Source organism: Streptococcus sanguinis, from assembly GCF_020729725.1.
In the GTDB taxonomy this organism is placed as follows: domain Bacteria; phylum Bacillota; class Bacilli; order Lactobacillales; family Streptococcaceae; genus Streptococcus; species Streptococcus sanguinis_V.
This window is the reverse complement of the sequence record NZ_JAJEPA010000005.1, coordinates 414124-433958: the sequence shown is the minus strand read 5'-3', so window position 1 is coordinate 433958 and position 19835 is coordinate 414124. Positions and strand designations below refer to the sequence as shown.

The 19835-nt window shown below is 45.2% G+C and carries 14 protein-coding genes; 12 read left to right on the top strand and 2 right to left on the bottom strand.

Translation table 11 applies throughout. The features are described from left to right. The first annotated feature begins 3 nt into the window (after positions 1-3). The 4 genes from carB (at position 4) to K4I03_RS02040 (ending at position 8640) form a co-directional block, all read left to right on the top strand. A complete protein-coding gene (gene carB, locus K4I03_RS02055) occupies positions 4-3183 on the top strand; it encodes a carbamoyl-phosphate synthase large subunit (RefSeq protein ID WP_227963547.1) in 3180 nt (1059 codons plus the stop codon). A 282-nt stretch (positions 3184-3465) separates the two neighbouring features. Next, positions 3466-4404 carry a metal ABC transporter solute-binding protein, Zn/Mn family gene (locus K4I03_RS02050; protein WP_227963546.1) on the top strand — a complete coding sequence of 313 codons (939 nt, stop codon included), beginning with the start codon at positions 3466-3468 and terminating at the stop codon, positions 4402-4404. Positions 4405-4413: 9 nt separating this feature from the next. Continuing rightward, the gene (locus K4I03_RS02045; protein ID WP_227963545.1) at positions 4414-7944 is read left to right on the top strand and encodes a pneumococcal-type histidine triad protein; all 3531 of its coding nucleotides are present in this window, start codon (positions 4414-4416) and stop codon (positions 7942-7944) included. Between the two features lie 216 nt (positions 7945-8160). Then, complete coding sequence (locus K4I03_RS02040) at positions 8161-8640, top strand: hypothetical protein (protein ID WP_227963544.1); 480 nt, start codon at positions 8161-8163, stop codon at positions 8638-8640. A gap of 644 nt (positions 8641-9284) precedes the next feature. Here K4I03_RS02040 and pepT read toward each other — a convergent pair. Next, positions 9285-10508, bottom strand: coding sequence for a peptidase T (gene pepT / locus K4I03_RS02035; protein ID WP_223314280.1), 1224 nt, complete (start codon positions 10506-10508; stop codon positions 9285-9287). Positions 10509-10646: 138 nt separating this feature from the next. Here pepT and K4I03_RS02030 point away from each other — a divergent pair, with 138 nt between their 5' ends. The 7 genes from K4I03_RS02030 (at position 10647) to K4I03_RS02000 (ending at position 16971) form a co-directional block, all read left to right on the top strand. Further along, on the top strand, positions 10647-11417 hold the full coding sequence (locus K4I03_RS02030; protein ID WP_227963543.1) for an SDR family NAD(P)-dependent oxidoreductase: 771 nt from the start codon (positions 10647-10649) through the stop codon (positions 11415-11417). A gap of 2 nt (positions 11418-11419) precedes the next feature. Continuing rightward, on the top strand, positions 11420-12562 hold the full coding sequence (locus tag K4I03_RS02025) for a glycosyltransferase (protein WP_227963542.1): 1143 nt from the start codon (positions 11420-11422) through the stop codon (positions 12560-12562). Then, on the top strand, positions 12555-13202 hold the full coding sequence (locus K4I03_RS02020; protein ID WP_227963541.1) for a hypothetical protein: 648 nt from the start codon (positions 12555-12557) through the stop codon (positions 13200-13202). The genes K4I03_RS02025 and K4I03_RS02020 overlap by 8 nt, the downstream gene beginning before the upstream one ends. Next, a complete protein-coding gene (locus tag K4I03_RS02015) occupies positions 13171-14454 on the top strand; it encodes a glycosyltransferase (protein ID WP_227963540.1) in 1284 nt (427 codons plus the stop codon). The genes K4I03_RS02020 and K4I03_RS02015 overlap by 32 nt, the downstream gene beginning before the upstream one ends. 195 nt (positions 14455-14649) lie before the next feature. Next, on the top strand, positions 14650-15744 hold the full coding sequence (gene hemH, locus K4I03_RS02010; RefSeq protein ID WP_227963539.1) for a ferrochelatase: 1095 nt from the start codon (positions 14650-14652) through the stop codon (positions 15742-15744). Positions 15745-15794: 50 nt separating this feature from the next. Then, positions 15795-16160 (top strand): TIGR02328 family protein, encoded by a 366-nt coding sequence (locus tag K4I03_RS02005; protein ID WP_227963538.1) that lies wholly within the window; start codon positions 15795-15797, stop codon positions 16158-16160. Positions 16161-16395: 235 nt separating this feature from the next. Further along, positions 16396-16971, top strand: a complete 576-nt coding sequence (locus tag K4I03_RS02000; protein WP_227963537.1) for an NADPH-dependent F420 reductase — start codon at positions 16396-16398, stop codon at positions 16969-16971. 83 nt (positions 16972-17054) lie between these two features. Here the strand turns inward: K4I03_RS02000 and K4I03_RS01995 are convergent, their stop codons facing one another. Beyond that, positions 17055-17870, bottom strand: a complete 816-nt coding sequence (locus tag K4I03_RS01995) for a Cof-type HAD-IIB family hydrolase (RefSeq protein WP_227963536.1) — start codon at positions 17868-17870, stop codon at positions 17055-17057. A gap of 122 nt (positions 17871-17992) precedes the next feature. Here K4I03_RS01995 and lepA point away from each other — a divergent pair, with 122 nt between their 5' ends. Continuing rightward, positions 17993-19816 (top strand): translation elongation factor 4, encoded by a 1824-nt coding sequence (gene lepA / locus K4I03_RS01990; protein ID WP_032913594.1) that lies wholly within the window; start codon positions 17993-17995, stop codon positions 19814-19816. The last annotated feature ends 19 nt before the right edge of the window (positions 19817-19835 follow it).

Below are 19835 nucleotides of genomic sequence, written 5' to 3'. Positions count from 1 at the left end.
ACTATGCCAAAACGTAAAGATATTCAGAAAATTATGGTCATCGGTTCTGGTCCTATCGTTATTGGTCAGGCTGCGGAGTTTGACTATGCTGGGACTCAGGCTTGCCTGTCCTTGAAAGAAGAGGGCTACAGTGTTGTCTTGGTTAATTCTAACCCAGCGACCATTATGACGGACAAGGAAATTGCAGACCGAGTTTATATCGAGCCTATCACGCTGGAGTTTGTTGCTCGGATATTGCGTAAGGAGCGGCCAGATGCTCTTCTGCCTACTTTGGGCGGCCAGACCGGACTCAATATGGCCATGGAACTATCCAAGTCAGGACTTTTAGAAGAGCTGGGAGTGGAGCTCTTGGGGACAAAGCTGTCAGCCATTGACCAAGCGGAAGACCGGGATCTCTTCAAGCAGCTGATGGAAGAGCTAGGCCAGCCCATCCCTGAGTCAGAAATTGTCAATACAGTTGATGAAGCACTGGAATTTGCGGCTGGCATCGGCTATCCAGTCATTGTCCGTCCGGCATTTACACTGGGAGGAACTGGCGGTGGTATCTGTAGCAATGAAGAAGAGCTGCAGGAAATCGCAGAAAACGGCCTCAAACTCTCTCCAGTGACTCAGTGTCTGATCGAGCGCTCCATAGCGGGCTTTAAGGAAATCGAATATGAAGTTATGCGGGATGGTGCAGACAATGCGCTGGTCGTATGTAATATGGAAAACTTTGATCCAGTCGGCATCCACACAGGTGATTCTATCGTTTTTGCACCTAGTCAGACCATCTCAGACTATGAATACCAGATGCTGCGGGACGCCAGCCTCAAGATTATCCGTGCGTTGAAGATTGAGGGGGGCTGTAATGTGCAGCTGGCTCTGGACCCGCATAGTTTCAAATACTATGTTATCGAGGTCAATCCACGGGTTTCCCGCTCATCAGCCCTTGCCTCTAAGGCGACCGGCTATCCGATTGCCAAGCTGGCGGCGAAAATCGCAGTCGGACTTACATTGGATGAAATCATTAATCCGGTGACAGGCTCTACCTATGCTATGTTTGAGCCGGCTCTGGACTATGTGGTCGCTAAGATTCCACGCTTTCCATTTGATAAGTTTGAGCAGGGTGAGCGCCGTCTGGGAACCCAGATGAAGGCGACAGGGGAAGTCATGGCTATCGGGCGCAATATTGAGGAGAGTCTGCTCAAGGCCTGCCGTTCTTTGGAAGTTGGTGTGAACCACAACGAGCTGCCTGCTCTCAGTCAAGTAAGCGATGATGAACTGATGAGGAAGATTGTCAAGGCGCAAGATGACCGACTTTTCTATATCTCAGAGGCTATTCGCCGTGGTTACAGTCCGGATGAAATTGCTGAGCTGACCAAGATTGATGTCTTTTTCCTGGATAAGCTGCTTCATATTTACGAAATCGAGCAGGAACTGGCTTGTCATATCGGAGATAGCTATGTGCTCAAGAAAGCCAAGCAAAATGGCTTTGCGGATACTAAGATTGCTGCCTTATGGGACACAACAGCTGAGCAGGTACGTCGCATCCGGCAGGAGCAGAAGATTGTGCCGGTTTACAAGATGGTAGATACTTGTGCTGCTGAGTTCGAGTCTGCGACGCCTTATTTCTACTCTACCTATGGCTTTGAAAATGAATCTGTCAAATCCAGCAAGGAATCAGTTCTGGTGCTGGGTTCTGGTCCTATCCGAATCGGGCAAGGGGTCGAGTTTGACTATGCGACTGTTCATTCTGTAAAGGCTATTCAGGCAGCTGGCTATGAAGCAATTATCATGAACAGCAATCCGGAGACTGTGTCGACTGACTTTTCTGTCTCAGATAAGCTATACTTTGAGCCGCTGACCTTTGAAGATGTCATGAATGTCATTGAGCTGGAGCAGCCTAAAGGTGTTATCGTTCAGTTTGGCGGTCAGACAGCCATTAATCTGGCAGAGCCTCTGTCCAAGGCTGGTGTTAAGATTTTAGGTACCCAAGTGGCGGACTTGGATCGAGCTGAGGATCGGGATCTCTTTGAACAAGCTCTGAAAGAGTTGGATATTCCGCAGCCGCCAGGTCAGACAGCCACTAATGAAGAGGAAGCGGTAGAGGCTGCTCGTAAGATTGGCTTCCCTGTTCTGGTGCGGCCTTCCTATGTCTTGGGGGGCCGTGCTATGGAAATCGTAGAAAACGAAGCGGATCTACGCTCTTATATGCGGACAGCGGTTAAGGCAAGTCCAGACCATCCGGTTTTGGTCGATTCTTATATTGTCGGTGATGAGTGCGAAGTGGATGCCATTTCTGATGGTCGTCAGGTCTTGATTCCCGGGATTATGGAGCATATCGAGCGGGCAGGAGTTCACTCAGGAGATTCCATGGCGGCCTATCCTCCACAAACCCTATCGCAGAAAGTTAAGGATACCATTGCAGACTATACCAAGCGTTTGGCTCTGGGACTGAACTGTATCGGTATGATGAATATTCAGTTCGTCATCAAAGATGAGCAGGTCTATGTCATTGAGGTCAATCCACGGGCCAGCCGGACTGTTCCTTTCTTGTCCAAGGTGACCGATATTCCGATGGCGCAAGTAGCGACTCGTTTGATTCTTGGGGAAAGCTTGGCAGAGCTGGGCTATGAAGACGGTCTTCATCCAGAAAGTTCCATGGTTCATATCAAGGCGCCAGTCTTCTCCTTTACCAAGCTGGCGAAGGTTGATAGTCTTTTGGGGCCTGAAATGAAGTCTACCGGCGAAGTCATGGGCAGTGACCGAACCTTAGAAAAAGCACTCTACAAGGCTTTTGAGGCTTCCTATCTCCATCTGCCAAACTTTGGAAATATCGTCTTTACTATTGCAGGCGATAGCAAGAAAGAAGCCTTGCAGCTGGCTCAGCGTTTTGCCAGTATTGGCTATGGTATCTGGGCAACTAAGGGGACAGCCTCTTATTTCGAAAATCACGGTCTACACGTCCGTCTGGTAGAAAAAATCGGCAGTGATGATGACAAGGATATCCCAGCCTATATCCGCAAGGGCAAGGTTCAGGCTATTATTAACACAGTCGGAACCAAGCGGACGGCAGATAAGCATGGTCAGATTATCCGTAGCTCAGCTATTGAGCACGGAGTGCCCCTCTTCACCGCCTTGGACACGGCCGATGCCATGCTGAAAGTGCTGGAAAGCCGTAGTTTCACTACAGAGGCGATATAGAGCGATTTCCAATTTCCAGATCGTCATTTGACAGTCTGAAAGTCGAAAAAGTAATCTCATATAGCTAAGCCTGAGAAATGCATCTGTCCAAGTTTATCCTGTCCTTGAATAGTCATAATAAATAACCTTTCAAAATATATTGAAATTAAAAGCAAAGAGGAAGTGGGAATGAATCCTACTTCCTTTTTTCTTTATTTTCTTAAAAAACTTGACAAAGAAGTTGACAAAGTGTATGATATTAACCAGTTAATAAACTGGTTAATAATAAGTTAAGGAGATATTATGAAACGCGCTTTAAAATTCTCAGCTTGCCTTAGCCTTCTGGCCCTGGCCTTGTGTCTCTGGGCTTGTCAGTCTCAAAAAGAATCCAGTCCATCCAGTCCGTCGCAAGGATTGAGGATTGTAAGCAGCTTTTATCCTATTTACTCCATGGTTAAGGCTATATCGGGCGATCTGAATGACGTGCGCATGATTCAGTCTAGCAGCGGTATTCATGATTTTGAGCCTTCAGCCAATGACGTGGCAGCCATCTATGATGCAGATGTCTTTGTCTATCACTCACGGACTTTGGAGTCCTGGGCTGGAGAGCTGAATCCTAGTCTCAAGAATTCCAAGGTTCAAGTTCTTGAGGCTTCTCAGGGAATGGAGCTGGATCGAGTCGCTGGCTTGGAAGATGTCCAAGCAGGAGAGGGAGTGGATGAGAAGACGCTCTATGACCCCCATACCTGGTTGGATCCTCAGAAGGCTGCGGAGGAAGCTCAGATTATCGCCGACAGGCTGTCGGAGCTGGATAGCGACCATCGGGATACTTATCAGGCCAATGCCCGAAAATTTCAAGAAGAGGCCAAGGAGTTGACGGAGCGCTATCAGGAGATTTTTGATAAAGTACCCAACAAGACCTTTGTAACCCAGCATACTGCCTTTTCTTATCTGGCCAAGCGCTTCGGGCTGATCCAGCTGGGCATTGCTGGTATTTCACCGGAGCAGGAGCCTAGTCCGCGTCAGCTGACAGAGATAGAAGACTTTGTAAAGGAGCACCAGGTCAAGACCATTTTTGTGGAAAGCAATGCTTCTTCCAAAGTGGCTCAAACCTTGGTCAAGGCGACCGGTGTACAAATCAAGGAGCTGAATCCTCTGGAAGCAGACCCAGCCAACCAACTATCTTATTTAGAAAATTTAGAAGAAAATCTAGCTGTTTTAGCTAAAGATTTGAAAGGATAAAAGACAACCATGAAAAAGAAATATTTCCTTGCTTCAGCTACTGTATTAGCTCTCGGTCTCGGAACTTACGGTCTTATCCAATGGCAATCTCAGCCCCGACCCCAGACCAAAAATAACAAAGTAGCCTATATTGAGGACAAGACTTCGGGTGACAAGACGGATAAAAATAAAAATTTGACATCTGATCAAATCAATGATGAAGAAGGTATCGAAGCAGAGCAAATCGTCGTGAAAATCACAGATCAGGGCTATGTCACTTCCCATGGAGACCATTATCATTACTTTGATGGAAAGGTGCCTTTTGATGCCATTATCAGCGAAGAGCTGATTATCAGGGATCCTAACTACACGCTGCAAGAAGCAGATATTGTCAATGAGGTCAAGGATGGTTATATCATTAAGGTGGAAGGGAAGTATTATCTCTACCTCAAGGATGCCAAGCATACCAGCAATATCCGATCGGTGGATGAGATTGCGCGGCAGAAGAAGCTGCATAAGACTAAGGAAGAAGGCGATAGTGGCAAATCTTCCGCAACAAAATCAAGCAAGACTCGCGATTTCAGCCAGCCTAGCAAGTCCTTAGCTGCAGGAAAGACAGCCGCAGATCTTGCAGGAGCTTCTTACCAAGGCCAAGGGGGATATAGGACGGATGATGGTTATATGTTTAGTCCGTCTGACGTCATCGAGGATACTGGCGATGCTTTTATCGTGCCGCATGGCGGGCATTTTCACTACATTCCTAAGAGCGACCTGTCACCAGCAGAATTGGCCGCGGCTCAGAGCTACTGGAATAGCAGGCAGGCCGGCGGACGGGTGAATCCGCCTAACTACGGTAGGCCGATAGTATCTTCTAACACAAGGAATCAGAATAGTGCTATCAATCAGGGGGGACCTGTCTCAAATCCGTCTCCACAGCTACCAAATTATTCAAAGATTGAGCAACCAAGTACTGGCTTAGCGATCACTCAGCCGAGTCCGTCCAATTCGTCTCAGCCGTCTCAGCCATCGTTGCCAAGTCTGCTGCAGCAACTCTATGCCCTGCCTCAGTCTCAGCGCTATCATGAAGGGGACGGCATAGTGTTTGATCCGCTGAAAATCAGCCGTCGGACAGAAAATGGGGTCGTTATACCCCACGGAGACCACCATCATTTCATTCCTTATGACAAGCTGTCAGACTTGGAAGCGAAGATTGCCCGCTTGATTCCTATTGGTTATACTTACCAGCCGCTAGGCGATCCTCTGCCTCAGCTACCGTCACAGCCTGAGCACGACCATGGTTTTCATGCGGAGGCTGTCATTGGCAAGGACGATCAAGGCTACATGGTATCGCACGGAGATCATGCTCATTACTTTTACAAGAAAGACTTGACTGCTGAACAGATTCAAGCAGCGGAGCAGGTCTTGGCCAAGCAGCAGCCAGCAAAACCGTCTGCAGCAGTCAATGACGCTGAACGCTATTCACGCGATGCCAGCGATGAGGAAAAGATTGCTTATATCTGCCAAACCTATGGCGTTCCCAAGGAAGCGGTTCGCATCTCAAATGGCTTCTTTGTCTTTAATAACCCTGACCAAGCCTATGATCCGACTCATATCCACCCCTATGCTGTCCGCAAGGAGCATGTCCGCATTCCTCTGGTAACGGGCAATGCAGAGCTGGACTTCATGAATGAGCTCTACACAACAGCCTTGCGCTCAGGTCTTTCGCCTTACAGTCTGCAGGTAGAAGATGGGCAGTTTGTCATTCCTCATGGCGATCATAACCACTATATCAAGATCCAGTCTAAGGGCGCAGCAGAAGCCTTGAAAAATCGTCTGCCTCAGATTCAATCTAAGTATGAACAGGGCGATTATGATGAGGCCGCTATTTTGCAAAAAGTAGAAAGCCTAAAAGCAGACAGTCAGCGTCTCTATGCTGATGATCCTCTTATGCAGCGGCGGATTGAGCTTGCTTTGGGGCAGTTTGTGGAAACTATGAAGAAGCTGCCTAGCAACTCAACAGCTGGTTATTTGAACAGTCTGGATAACTTTGATAAGCAATTTATCCATGTGGATCAGACGGTCAAGCCAATCCAAGAGACCGAGCTGGACAAGACTTATCAAGGGCTTTTGGAGAGAATGAACCGACTTGACACAGATAGCTATGGACTGAAGAAAGCTGACTTGCTGCAGCGTCTGCAAAATGCTTATGCTGGCCAGAATCAAGCTGAAATGGCAGAGCTAGGACAATTACTATCAGCTTTAGAAGATTATCATGATCGGACAGGCGTCACAGCGGTTGATTATATTCGCTATTTCTACCAAGCATTAGAGGATGGACGCTTGAGCCCTGAGCTGCGCAGAAAAGCAGCCGAGCTGACCTTGACTCTCTATAAGTCTCAAGCCTTTATAGAAGCGACTAATCTCCAGCAGCTTTTTCCTGCCCTCTATCAGACTAAGAAAGAGATTGCAGCAGCCCTTGCTAGCGGCCAGCCTTCTGCGTCCTCTGAAAAGACAGAGCTGGATCAGGGAGAGCCAAATCAGCCAACCTACAAAGCCATGATTTATGACTTTTTGAAGGGTATTTATGATGATTTTGGCACCTCGGATGAGAGCGAGAAGAGCGCTCAAGCGCTTGTCTTTCTTGGAAAAGCGCAGGAACTGCTTGGAGAAGTAAAGGACCAAAACAGCCGAGCAGACTATGCAGCTAGAATCTTAGAACTAGGCAAGGAATTAAAGAGTAGCAGCTCAGACAAGCAAGCTCTGCTGGCAGCAAGTCAGAAGCTTTTAAATCAGATGAGCCGGACTATTGCTGGACAAAAGGAAGAGCCGGCTAATACGGAAAATCAGGAAGTTTATCAGCAGCTTTATAATCTGCTCATGTCTATCCATCAGTATTTGGAAAAGAATCAAGGAAGCGAGCAGCAATACCAGCAGCTGGACCAGCTTTTTGATAAGCTTGGACAGAGAGCTACAGACAAGAAAGAGCTGCTTAAGGAAATCCTGGCCTTCCAGCAGTCACTCGTCCATCCTGAGGGGGCAAGCGAGTCCGATTCTCAGCATAGGGAAGATGATGACTATCACTTTAATCTGCAGGATATGGTCGGAGCGGATGAGCAAGGCTATCGAGTAGCCCATCTGGACCACGAGCATTATATCTACAAGAAAGACTTGTCAAAAGCTGAGCGTCAAGCTGCGGATGCCTATGCGGTGCAAAAAGGCTTCCTCAAAGCATCGGCTGAACAGCCTACTTCTGGCCAGCCAGCTAGCACCAGTGCTCCAGAAACCCCGCAAAATGGCAATCTATCTTCCGAATCTGCCACTTCAGAAACGGCCCAAAACCAATCTGAGAAGCCAGTAGAAACTTCGACGCCAGCAAATCCAGCTGCTCCATTAAGCTTAGCAGCGAGTTTTGGCATGACAGAGGAAGCATTCAACCAGAAATTGCAGGAGCTTTCTCAGCTCTACGGTGTCAGCCCAGAGACTTTCAGCTACAATCCAGCAAGTAGAAGCATCAGCTTTACAGGAGCTGACGGCCAGCTGAAAAATGTTCAGATTAGCTAAGCTTACATTTTGATGTAAAACAACAATAAAACGAATGATGAAGACCAAGCCAAGTCTAAGACCATCATTCGTTTTTGATTTTCACAACCCTATACTTATTTGATTGATATTGTGTTAAAATAAACAGAGACTGATAGATGTTGATTTTCCATATTCAATAAACTAATGGTTTATTAAATATGGACAAAATGCCAGAATAATTAAATAGGTAAAAAAATGATTAGAGCAAAATATGGTGAAAATATTGTTGTCGCTTTTAAGTACAAAAATCAGTATTCTTGGTATATTTCTGACTTGGAGCTGTGGTATATTAATTACGAAGAAGCGGGATATAGTGTAGAACATATTGATAAAGAGAGATTGCGCTCCCCGTTTTTATTGCACGAGAATGTCCTCTATTTTTTAGAGGATATGCAAAAATATAGTTGCGACCTTTCAGAGTTAAGGAAAGTCTTTACTAATGAGTATAAAAGGGATAAACTGAACGCTATTTATGATTTCGCCCCATCTTTATTTGTTGATATGGATAATTTGTTGTTGTACTCAAATTACACAGAATCTATTTCTTTTGAAGAGTATGTATCAGCTCCATGGATTGGGAAATATCAACATTTCCTAGATTTAATTCCAAGAGAGTATTGGTTTTGGACAGATATAGCTGATAATGTGTTTGATAAAAACAAAATTAATGAATAGACTAAAGATAATAAAGTGAATAGAGGGAATAAAACAAAGGTGTTGTAAATGATAAAAGAGGTATATATTCAAATCGTACTAATTTTCACCGCTGTTTTTGCTGTGCTATTTCTGATATATATTTTATTTTATAGAAGGGAGAAAAATATTCAGAAATATGCAACAACAAAAGTTGTTGGCAGAGTAGTTAGACATAGCTATTTAAATAGTTCAGTTTAAGCCGCTTTACCAGTTGTTGAATACGTGGTAGATGGCAAAATTTATGAAAAACGTTTATCCTATTAAACTTATGAAACTACAACTTCAAAAAAAGCTAAGGCTGAGGTATTAGATACAAAATATATTAGAAGTCCATATCATGTATTAAATTTGGCAAAAATATTTCCAGTTGGTTCTAAAATGTCAGTATGGTATAATCCACAAAATCCTTATCAGGGGTTTGTCGAAAGGTATCCTGGATATGATAGTATCTTAAGAATACAAATGATTGTTTTTTTCGTGATATATCTATTATTGATAGCGTTACTTACATTTGTCTATTTAATTTAAAGTAATGGAGCGCTTAGGACTGAAGTATATTATTCTCTTCATACTACAAACAACAAAAACCACAGAAATTCCTCATGAACTTCTGTGGTTTTCTTTTACTCTTGGTAGGTAACAATGCCGATGATGGTATCGACAGCGCGTTCCATGGTTTCTAGGCTGACATATTCGAAGCGGCCGTGCATGTTTTCGCCGCCGGCAAAGAGGTTAGGGGTCGGGATGCCCATAAAGGAAATTTTAGAGCCATCAGTTCCACCACGGATAGGCTCGATAATAGGCTGGATGTCCAGACTTTCCATGACTGCTTTGGCGATATGGATAGGTGTCATGTCCTTTTCAATGACCTGTTTCATGTTGTAATACTGGTCTTTGAGGGTCAAGATAACGCGTTCGTTGCCCAGCTCTTGGTTCATCTTATCAGCGATGGCCCGCATAGCAGCTTTGCGATTTTCAAAAGCCTCTGTCTCAAAGTCACGGACAATGTAGCTAGCTTGAGCTTCTTCGACAGTACCGGTCAGGTTCATCAGGTGGTAGAAGCCTTGGTAGCCCTCAGTTTTCTCTGGTCGGTCGGCTTCTGGCAGTTGGTTGTGGAAGTCAATAGCCAGCTGAAGAGCGTTAACCATCTGGTCTTTAGCAGTTCCCGGATGGACATTGCGGCCTTGGAAGGTCAGTTCTGCTCCAGCAGCGCTAAAGGTTTCGTACTGGAGTTCTCCTAGAGGGCCGCCGTCTACTGTGTAGGCAAAGTCCACATCGAAGTTCTCAGCATCAAACTCATCAGCCCCGATACCGATTTCCTCATCCGGTCCAAAGCCCACTCGGATTTCTCCATGCTTGATTTCTGGATGGGCAGACAGGTATTCGATAGCAGTCATGATTTCAGCAATACCTGACTTATCATCTGCTCCCAAAAGAGTGGTTCCGTCAGTCGTAATCAGAGTTTGGCCCTTGTATTTATGGAGACTGGCGAAGTCCGCAGGATCTAAGTTAAAGCCAGATTGTCCTAGCGGAATCACACCGCCATCATAATTCTCAATGACCTGCGGCTGGATGTTCTCTGCGTTGAAGTCTGCTGTATCCATGTGGGAAATAAAGCCAATCTTGCGGGTAAAGCTAGGGTCGTTGGCTGGCAGAGTTCCAATCGCAAAGCCGTTGGGCAGGTAGTAGACATTTTCCAAGCCAACCCGCTTCATTTCAGGAATGAGGACATTGTTGGCAAAGTCCACCTGACTCTGGGTGCTGGGTGTAGTAGTAGATGTCTCGTCTGAGCGTGTGTTGACCTTGACATATGTCAGAAAACGCTCTAACAGATTAGGATATTTCATAAATGCTCCTTTTTCATTTCATTTAAATCTATTTTAGCATATTCAGGAGAGAGTGAGAAATGTTTTTCGTTTCTTGAGGGCAAAGGTAAAATCTAGCAATTAGTTTTATATCTTGTCAAAATCTGGTAAACTATATCTATGCAAATGGAAAAAACAATCAGCAAAGCTGTCATTTTGGGGGCTTCGGGAGGTATAGGTCGTCAGCTGGCTAAAGAACTGGCTCAAAGGACAGACCAGCTGGTCTTGGTTGGCAGAGATGAAGCTAAGCTCACTCAGTTGCAAGAGGATTTGTCTGGAGTTAGAGCTAAGCTTTCCTGCATAGTTTTGGATTTGCTGGATGCGGCTGCTGTGGACGATTTTGCTCAGCAGCTAGAGGCAGATCTACTGATTAATTGCTGCGGTCTGGCTAATTTTGGTCCAGCGCTATCTCTTTCGGAAGCAGATGAAGAGTCCCTCTGGCAGGTTAATTACCAAGCGCCAATTCGGCTAATGAAGCAAGTCGCAGAGCGCAATCGCAAGATAAGTCTTGTCCAGCTTTCTTCTTTAGCTGCCCTTTGTCCCCATCCTTATTTGGCAGCTTATAGCGCCAGCAAGGCCGCTTTGCAGACCTACTGCTTAGCCTTGCAAGAAGAGCTGCAACTTAAAGGCTCTGAGGTGACGGTTTGTCTTTACGTTTTAGGACCGGTTCGGACTGCCATCTTTCCTCCAGAGTTACAGAATGCTTTAGGTGGAAGTCAGTTGCAAATGAGTCCGGAGATAGCGGCACGGCGCATCATTAGACTGCTTCAGCAAGGCAGTTCTTATGCGATAGTGGGCAAGAGATATCGATTACTGGCTTGGCTCATGAAGCTACTTCCGCAAAGATGGATTATCCGTTTGATTGGTGCTTATCTACGAAAGGGGCTTTAATCATGAAACTTATTTTTTTCCTGCTGACTGCTACCTATTTGCTTCTCTTTATCTTGCGTTGGCTCTTGTCTTTGATTTATTTGAAAAAAGGGCAGAGCTCTTCATCGGACTTTCAAGAGGAGCTTTATACGGTGGTTCAGCCCATCCTATCTGGTGACCCTCGTTTGGAAATTGACTTATTAGCCAATCTCCAACAGACTGAAGCAGTTGAGTTTTACTGGCTAATTGATCAGTCTGACCCAGAGGCGCAGCGAGTTGCTGACAAGATTTGTCAAAATCCTTCTTATGCCCAGCGTATTCGCGTTTTTCTCATGGAGGATGTCCCACAGGGGATTAATCCTAAGAGTTATAAGATTGAGCAAATTATAGATGAGTTGACCCGGCCATATCTGATTGTTCTCGACGATGACAGTGTCATTGATTTTTCAAAAATGGGGGAATTGACAGCTCATCTAGGTGAGAATGTTATTTTGACAGGCATTCCCTATAATCAGGAGCGAAGTAATTTCTGGTCCAAGCTAGTAGCAGCTTTTGTCAATGGAAATTCTTTTATTACCTATTTTACCATGGCTGAAGTCAAAGCCAACCACTCGATTAATGGAATGTTCTACATCCTGCCACTTGAACTGGCTAGGGAGCAGAAGCTCTTCAGTGCTATTAAAGACTATCTTTGTGATGATTTGGCTGTAGCGGATTTTTTACGCCGCAAGGGAGTTGAGATTATCCAGACGCGGGTGACTTGTAATGTCCGGACTACCATCAAGGATGCCAAGCAATATTTGCTGCAAATGAAGCGTTGGCTGCTTTTTAGCTCTATCTATCTGAAGGAGCACTTGGACTGGAAGGTTATTATTTTAATTGTTTTTCCTAGTTTTCTGTCCTTTCCTGCCTTGCTCATTAGTTTCTTTCTTGGCTGGCCTTTTGTACTTCTGGCTTTGCTTTTGCTCTTGATCAAAGCGGTTTGGATGCTGGCGTATCGTCGCCTTATCCTAACTGCTCGGCCGTATCCTGATGAAGTGTTCTACGAGGTGCTGAATGACCTAGTCTTGCCTTGGCTTTTCCTCTATGTCTTGCTCAGTCCGCGGGTGATTAACTGGCGGGGAAGGAAGATTCGAGTGACGGATGGGAAAATCCGCTATGAGTAAGATGAAGCAGTACTTGGATAAGTTGGATGCTCTGTCGCTAGACCAAACCTTGATAGAATCTAGTAAAGTCTTGCTTTTTCTCAGTGGCAGCAGTCATTTGAACTGCGCTAGTCTGACCGCAGGACAGCTTGAGTTTCTTGAGCAGATTTGTCCACCGGGTTTCTCAGTGGTGGCTAGTAATTTTCCGTTTAACCAGGGATTTGAGCATGAGCGACAAACCCAAGTTTCCTTGCTGAATGCTTCCATTTCCAATATCCGTTACTATTGGCATACTCTCTACAATTCTCGCTTTCAGGAGGCTTTGCAGCGGCATTTATCTCCTTTACTGGATGCTGAGGAGGCTGTCATTATTTGCAAGAGCTCGGGACTCAATATGCTGACCCAGTGGCTGGAGGATTTGGTTGAGGAAAATCTGCCGATCAGACTGAGAGTGATTGCGCTGGGGCCTGTTTCACGGAGACTCCTAAATCGCAAGGATATTGACTCGCTGGTCATCAAGGGCAGGAAGGATATTTACAGCAGATGCCTAGATGGCCATCCAGCTGATGTGATGGTGGATAGCAACCATTTTGATTATGAATACAGGGAAGATGTGAAAGGATTAGTTCATGACTGGATTAGAAAAAGTGATAAAGATTGATGTGATTAGTGTGCCATTTAGTGGGCACCTACTGCCTACTTTGACCTTAGTCAAGCCTCTGCTGACGGATCCGCGTTTTCGGATTCGGGTCATCACTGGCTGCCAAAAGAAAGATTTAGTAGAGGAAATCGGTTTTGACTGTCTAGCCCTCTTTCCAGAAAGACCGACGGTGATGGAGGATATCGCCAATACTCCGCAGCAAAGCAATCTTTTGATTGCCTATCAGCAGTTTCGGGCCAATTCTAGACTAATTCCAGAGGTTCTAGACGAATTAAATCGAATTTGGCAGGAGGGCGGCAAACCGGATTTGGTCATAGCGGATTTTGTTGCTTCACCAGCAGGTCTGATTTCTGATCGCTTTGACATCCCCTGGATAACCACAATTCCGAGTCCGGTTGCGATTGAGTGCCGGACGACAACGCCGACCTATTTGGGGGGCTGGAAACCTCATCAGGGTGCCTTATACAAGTTCAGAGATGCATTGGGCAGGCAAGTTATTCGCTGTGGAAAGAAAATGGCCTTTGCTTTAGTTCGGAAGAGTTTGGGAGACTATCAAGATTTTAAACTCTATAGGGAAGACGGCACAGAAGCTATTTACTCGCCTTACTCTATCTTGGCTTTGGGTATGAAAGAGCTGGAGTTTCGAGATGATTTTCCCAAGCAGCTTCGCTGGGTTGGCTACAAATGCCTGTCCTTTGATTGCCTGCCTGCAGATCATGAGTCTTATTTTGAGACTGATAAGAAGCGGGTTTTAGTGACTTGCGGTACGCATTTAAAATGGGAGAAGGAGCGCATGGTGGAGCGGGCGAAAAAGCTAAGCAAACTCTACCCAGACTATCTTTTTTACGTCACCTTGGGAGAAGCTAGTGGCTTGGGAAATGTTCCTCGCAAACTGGCGGAAAACCTGCTGCTCTTTGACTATCTGCCTTATACAGATATTCTGGATAAGATAGATTTTGCAATTCACCATGCGGGGACGGGTATCATGATGGCCTGTATTGAGCATGAGATTCCCAGTCTCATTTTGCCGCAGGATTATGACCAGTTTGACAATGCCGTTCGTGCTGAGTTGGCTCAGGTGGGGCTGGTTGCTCGCAGAAAGACTGATGCAGAAGTGCTGGGCCTTTTTAAGGAATTGACGGATCGCACGGACTGGTCTCAGTTGAAAACTCTTGCCCAGCAAAGTAAAGAATATCAGCCTACAGAGATTCTCTATCAGGAGCTGGGGCGCCTGCTCAAGCTTGATTTATAACTGGAGAATTCAACAAACTATTTAAGCATATCTCCAACATTAAAATATCTGAATTATTAAATTTCCCTATTCTTTTCAAGGAATAGGTTTTTTGGTCTATTCAAGTCTTTTTTAAGATGTTAAAATGAAAGTGATTACAAAAAAGTCATCGGAAAGTCAGCTTGGCTTTCTCTGAGTGACTGAAGAGGAAAGATAATGAAGAAAGCAATTCTAATGATGACTTTTGGCTCGCCAGAGGAGATTAGCTTTGAGGGAGTGGCTGAATTTTTTACCAATATTCGTCGCGGTGTCCGGCCGCAAGACCATGAGATTCAGACCCTCTATGATAACTATGTCCTCATCGGTGGAACGCCTCTGCAGCGTATCAGTCTAGAAGAGGTAGAAAAGGTCCGTCAACGTTTATCTGGTGAGTATGCGGTTTATTTTGCCAATAAATTCTCACGTCCTTTTATCCCAGATGTGATTGAGCAGATGGAAGAGGATGGTATTGAGGAATGTATCTGTTTGATCCTGGAACCTCATTTTTCTTACTATTCTGTCATGGGTTATGAGAAGTTTATCCAGAGTGATTGCATCCGTTTTAATATCATTAAGGAATGGTATCAGGAAGAAGCTATTCTTGATTATTGGTCAGAGGAGCTGAGAAAGATTATTACTGAAGAGGTTGGAGAGGAGACCTTCAAGATTTTCTTCTCAGCCCACAGTGTGCCTATTCTGGCCTTGGATTTCGGAGATCCTTACATTGATCAGATCTATGACAATGCCCGCTTGATTGCTGAAAGGTTAGGTCTGACAGAAGAGGATTATCTCAATGTTTGGCAGAGTGAGAGTGACATCGGACTCCCTTGGATCAAACCTGACGTTCTGGACTACATGCGCCAGAAAGAAACACATCCGCAGCATTATATTTTTGTGCCGATTAGCTTTATCAGTGAGCATATAGAGGTCCTTTTTGATAATGACGTGGAGTGCAAGGAACTTTGCGATGATCTGGGTGTTGCTTATCACAGACCGCCTATGCCCAATGCAGACGACCGGCTAATTGATGCCCTGATTCAAACTATCCGCCGCCATGAGCATGAACCCTTCAAAGAATGTTTTCCAGAAGAAGAAACCTTCGATGAATTACAGCCGTCGGAGGAGAGCAGCCAGATTCTTGCAGAGGATGAAGAGCTGAAAATGCCAGATTTCGTCAAGAAGCTGATTGAGAAAAAGGGGCGCGAGAATGTTAAGATGCCGTATTTTGTCAAGAAAATGCTGGAGAAAGCAGGAAAACTGCCCAAGAGTTGATTGTTCATATTCGTTGATGACTTTATAAGATTATTCTAGAAGAAGAAAATGTGAGACTTTGGCACCAAGATTTGATTGAAAAACTTCCGCGCCAGCAGCTTTTAGGTCAGCACCGAGAGTGTGCAGCCTTACGAGGACGAGGGTGGGGCAAGCCGCATGCGACGGTCAACTATGTTTTTGAGCACAGTCCTTATTGCCTCTATGCTTATCATCTCTTGATTATGGAGGAGATGCAAAAGCGGGGCTATCAGCCGGATACCCTTTGGCTGGACAAGGACTACCGTGGCAAGACCTGTCCACCTTACCAGGAGTTGCAAGCTGAGGAGCTCGAACATCCCATTTATCCTGAGCATGATGCAGCCTATCTGCAAGAATGCCTGGAAAATCTCAAAGAGAAGGGGATAGATATTGTCTGATTTCCAAGTGCCAAGACGGCATAGTGTTAAGGTTATAGAACAACAAAAAGGAAGATATAGTGCTCTTCCTTTTTTATATGTTTTTTGTGATAAAATACCAGTGACTTTTAGGAACTAGAAATTTTTTTAAATTTCCGAGTTGTAATTATTGACATTACAATATCATGTGTTATAATTCTGGATGTAACAAAAAATATTACAACAAAGGTTTGTAAGTTAAAAGGAGGAACATATTATGGCAAATATTACAATTTTTGGACAAGGAAATATGGGACAAGCAATCGCAAGTGTATTCACTTCAGGTGGACATGAAGTTGATTTTGTAGGGAAAGAAGGTCTTACAAAACGTGCGGGTGATATTGTTGTATTGGCTGTTCCATACGCTGCAATTGCAAGCATTCTTGAAGCTAATAAAGCAGCGCTCGCTGGAAAAATCTTAGTAGATATTTCTAACCCTGTAAACTTTGAGAATATGGATGAATTGCTTACACCAGCTGGGAGTTCAGCAGCAGAAGAAATTGCTAAGTTAATTCCTGAAGCTCGTGTGGTCAAAGCTTTTAACACAAATTTTGCGGCGACAATTGCTTCGAAACAAGTCGCTGATAAAGCAAAAACATCTGTTCAATTGGCATCGGATGACCAAGAAGCAAAGAAAATTCTTGCTGGATATATCCAAGAAGGTGGCTTAGATATGATTGATGCTGGTGGCCTCAAACGTGCCCGTGAATTAGAGGCAATGGGTTTCTTGCAAATAACACTTGCCGTACGTGAGAAAATCAACTGGACAGCTGGTTTTGCTGTTATTAAATAAAGAAAAAAATTAGCCTCAAAGCAGGCTAATTCTTAGACTGAAAACAAAATCCTCAGAAGTTTTACTTCTGGGGATTTATACTTTTACGAATTCAAAATATACTTCTCGATAGCTGTAGCGACCCCATTTTCCTCGCAGCTGTCTGTGACGGCATCGGCTAGGCTTTTGACATGGTCTGAAGCATTGCCCATGGCAACACCGAGGCCAGCATATTCCAGCATTTCGATGTCGTTGTTGGCATCACCGATTGCCATGATTTCCTGAGGATTGACGTCCAATTGTTTAGCCAATCGCTCTAGGGCAAAGGCTTTTGTCACACCGGACGGCATGGCCTCGTAAATGACTGGCTGGGAGCGAACACCGCTGAAACGCTGGCAGATTTCTTGGCCAAAGTCGGCTTCAAAAGCATCTACCTGCTCTTGGCTGCCTAAAAACATAGCTTGAAACATTCTGTGTTTGCCGCTGCAAGCCTCTTCCAGACTAATCTCGGTTGGAGTGGTGAATACTAGGCTAGCATCATTCACGACATAGGAACTGGCTTTTTCTCCGAAGACGAAATAATGCTCCTCATCAAAGAGAGTCAGCTGGACAGGGCTATTTTCAGACAGGCTGTAGAGATAGCGAATATCCTGACCGCTCAGCTCTTGCCAGTCCACCAGACTCCAGTCGCTGGTCTGGTGTGTAGCGCAGCCATTGTCCACGATGACATATTCGTTTTCTTGTGCAAGGCCCAGCTTGTTGTAATAAGGCTTGACGCCGACCAAGGGGCGACCTGTACAAAGAACCAATTTGACTCCTTTTTCAATAGCTTGGTGCAGAGCTTCGATGTGAGCCTGGGGAATTTCTTTTTTGCTATTTAGCAAGGTACCATCCATATCAAGTGCAAGAATTTTAATCATAAAGTGTCTCCAAAATTATTCTCTGACTAGTATAGCATAATTTATAGAGAAAGTCCGAGTCTATAGGAAAAATCACTGGTCTTGTGTTATAATAAATAGAATACCCTAAAAGGATGAGAAAAATGAATTTAGAAGATTTGAAAAAACGTCAGGAGAAGATCCGCAATTTCTCCATCATTGCCCACATTGACCACGGGAAATCAACCTTGGCTGACCGGATTTTGGAGGCGACTGAGACGGTTTCCAGCCGGGAAATGCAGGCCCAACTTTTAGACAGCATGGACTTGGAACGGGAGCGAGGTATCACCATTAAGCTCAATGCTATCGAGCTCAATTATACCGCCAAGGACGGTGAAACCTATATCTTTCACTTGATTGATACCCCGGGACACGTAGACTTTACCTATGAAGTATCGCGTTCTCTTGCGGCCTGTGAAGGGGCTATCTTGGTCGTGGATGCGGCTCAGGGGATTGAAGCTCAGACCTTGGCAAATGTCTATCTAGCGCTGGACAATGACTTGGAAATTCTGCCAGTTATCAATAAGATTGACCTGCCAGCTGCGGATCCAGAGCGGGTGCGGGCAGAGATTGAAGATGTGATTGGACTGGATGCTAGCGAAGCCGTATTGGCTTCTGCCAAGGCTGGCATCGGAATTGAGGAAATTTTAGAGCAGATTGTGGAAAAAGTTCCAGCTCCGACTGGAAATGTAGAAGCACCGCTCAAGGCCTTGATTTTTGACTCGGTCTATGACGCCTATCGTGGGGTAATTCTGCAAGTGCGGGTGATGGACGGCGTGGTCAAGCCGGGGGATACCATTCAGCTCATGAGCAATGGCAAGACCTTTGACGTGACTGAGGTCGGTATCTTTACGCCCAAGGCCATTGGTCGTGATTTCCTAGCGACAGGGGATGTTGGATATATAGCAGCCTCTATCAAGACGGTACAGGATACGCGGGTCGGAGATACAGTGACCTTGGCTGACAATCCAGCTGCAGAGCCACTAGCTGGCTACAAGCAGATGAATCCGATGGTCTTCGCTGGTCTCTATCCGATTGAGTCCAATAAATACAATGACCTTCGTGAGGCTCTCGAAAAGCTTCAGTTAAACGATGCCAGTCTGCAGTTTGAGCCAGAAACATCGCAAGCTTTAGGATTTGGTTTCCGTTGTGGCTTCTTGGGCTTGCTGCACATGGACGTTATTCAGGAGCGCTTGGAGCGTGAGTTTAATATTGATCTGATTATGACGGCGCCGTCTGTTATCTATAAGGTCAATATGACGGATGGTGTCTCCCTTGATGTGTCCAATCCGAGCGAGTTTCCAGACCCGACCAAGATTGATTCCATTGAGGAACCTTATGTTAAAGCACAGATTATGGTGCCCCAGGAATTTGTCGGTGCGGTGATGGAGTTGGCTCAGCGCAAGCGCGGTGACTTTGTGACCATGGACTATATCGATGATAATCGGGTTAATGTCATCTATCAGATTCCGCTTGCTGAAATTGTCTTTGATTTCTTTGACAAGCTCAAGTCCTCTACTCGTGGCTATGCTAGCTTTGACTACGAAATTTCTGAGTATCGATCGTCCAAGCTGGTGAAGATGGATATTCTCCTCAATGGCGACAAAGTTGATGCTCTCAGCTTTATCGTTCACAAGGAATTTGCCTATGAGCGTGGTAAGCTGATTGTAGACAAGCTCAAGAAAATCATTCCTCGTCAGCAGTTTGAAGTACCCATTCAGGCAGCCATCGGACAGAAAATCGTGGCTCGTACAGACATCAAGGCCTTGCGTAAAAATGTTTTGGCCAAGTGTTATGGTGGTGACGTTTCTCGTAAGCGCAAACTCCTAGAAAAACAAAAAGCCGGTAAAAAACGGATGAAAGCTATCGGCTCTGTCGAAGTCCCACAAGAAGCCTTCCTCAGTGTCCTGAGTATGGATGAGGAATAAAGCCTTATATCTCTAGGTA

What these genes read in the sequence shown, in the direction of transcription:
- carB (WP_227963547.1), top strand. Translation starts at nt 4, where the DNA reads ATGCCAAAACGTAAAGATATTCAGAAAATTATGGTCATCGGTTCTGGT.
- K4I03_RS02050 (WP_227963546.1), top strand. Translation starts at nt 3,466, where the DNA reads ATGAAACGCGCTTTAAAATTCTCAGCTTGCCTTAGCCTTCTGGCCCTG.
- K4I03_RS02045 (WP_227963545.1), top strand. Translation starts at nt 4,414, where the DNA reads ATGAAAAAGAAATATTTCCTTGCTTCAGCTACTGTATTAGCTCTCGGT.
- K4I03_RS02040 (WP_227963544.1), top strand. Translation starts at nt 8,161, where the DNA reads ATGATTAGAGCAAAATATGGTGAAAATATTGTTGTCGCTTTTAAGTAC.
- pepT (WP_223314280.1), bottom strand. Translation starts at nt 10,508, where the DNA reads ATGAAATATCCTAATCTGTTAGAGCGTTTTCTGACATATGTCAAGGTC.
- K4I03_RS02030 (WP_227963543.1), top strand. Translation starts at nt 10,647, where the DNA reads ATGCAAATGGAAAAAACAATCAGCAAAGCTGTCATTTTGGGGGCTTCG.
- K4I03_RS02025 (WP_227963542.1), top strand. Translation starts at nt 11,420, where the DNA reads ATGAAACTTATTTTTTTCCTGCTGACTGCTACCTATTTGCTTCTCTTT.
- K4I03_RS02020 (WP_227963541.1), top strand. Translation starts at nt 12,555, where the DNA reads ATGAGTAAGATGAAGCAGTACTTGGATAAGTTGGATGCTCTGTCGCTA.
- K4I03_RS02015 (WP_227963540.1), top strand. Translation starts at nt 13,171, where the DNA reads ATGACTGGATTAGAAAAAGTGATAAAGATTGATGTGATTAGTGTGCCA.
- hemH (WP_227963539.1), top strand. Translation starts at nt 14,650, where the DNA reads ATGAAGAAAGCAATTCTAATGATGACTTTTGGCTCGCCAGAGGAGATT.
- K4I03_RS02000 (WP_227963537.1), top strand. Translation starts at nt 16,396, where the DNA reads ATGGCAAATATTACAATTTTTGGACAAGGAAATATGGGACAAGCAATC.
- K4I03_RS01995 (WP_227963536.1), bottom strand. Translation starts at nt 17,870, where the DNA reads ATGATTAAAATTCTTGCACTTGATATGGATGGTACCTTGCTAAATAGC.
- lepA (WP_032913594.1), top strand. Translation starts at nt 17,993, where the DNA reads ATGAATTTAGAAGATTTGAAAAAACGTCAGGAGAAGATCCGCAATTTC.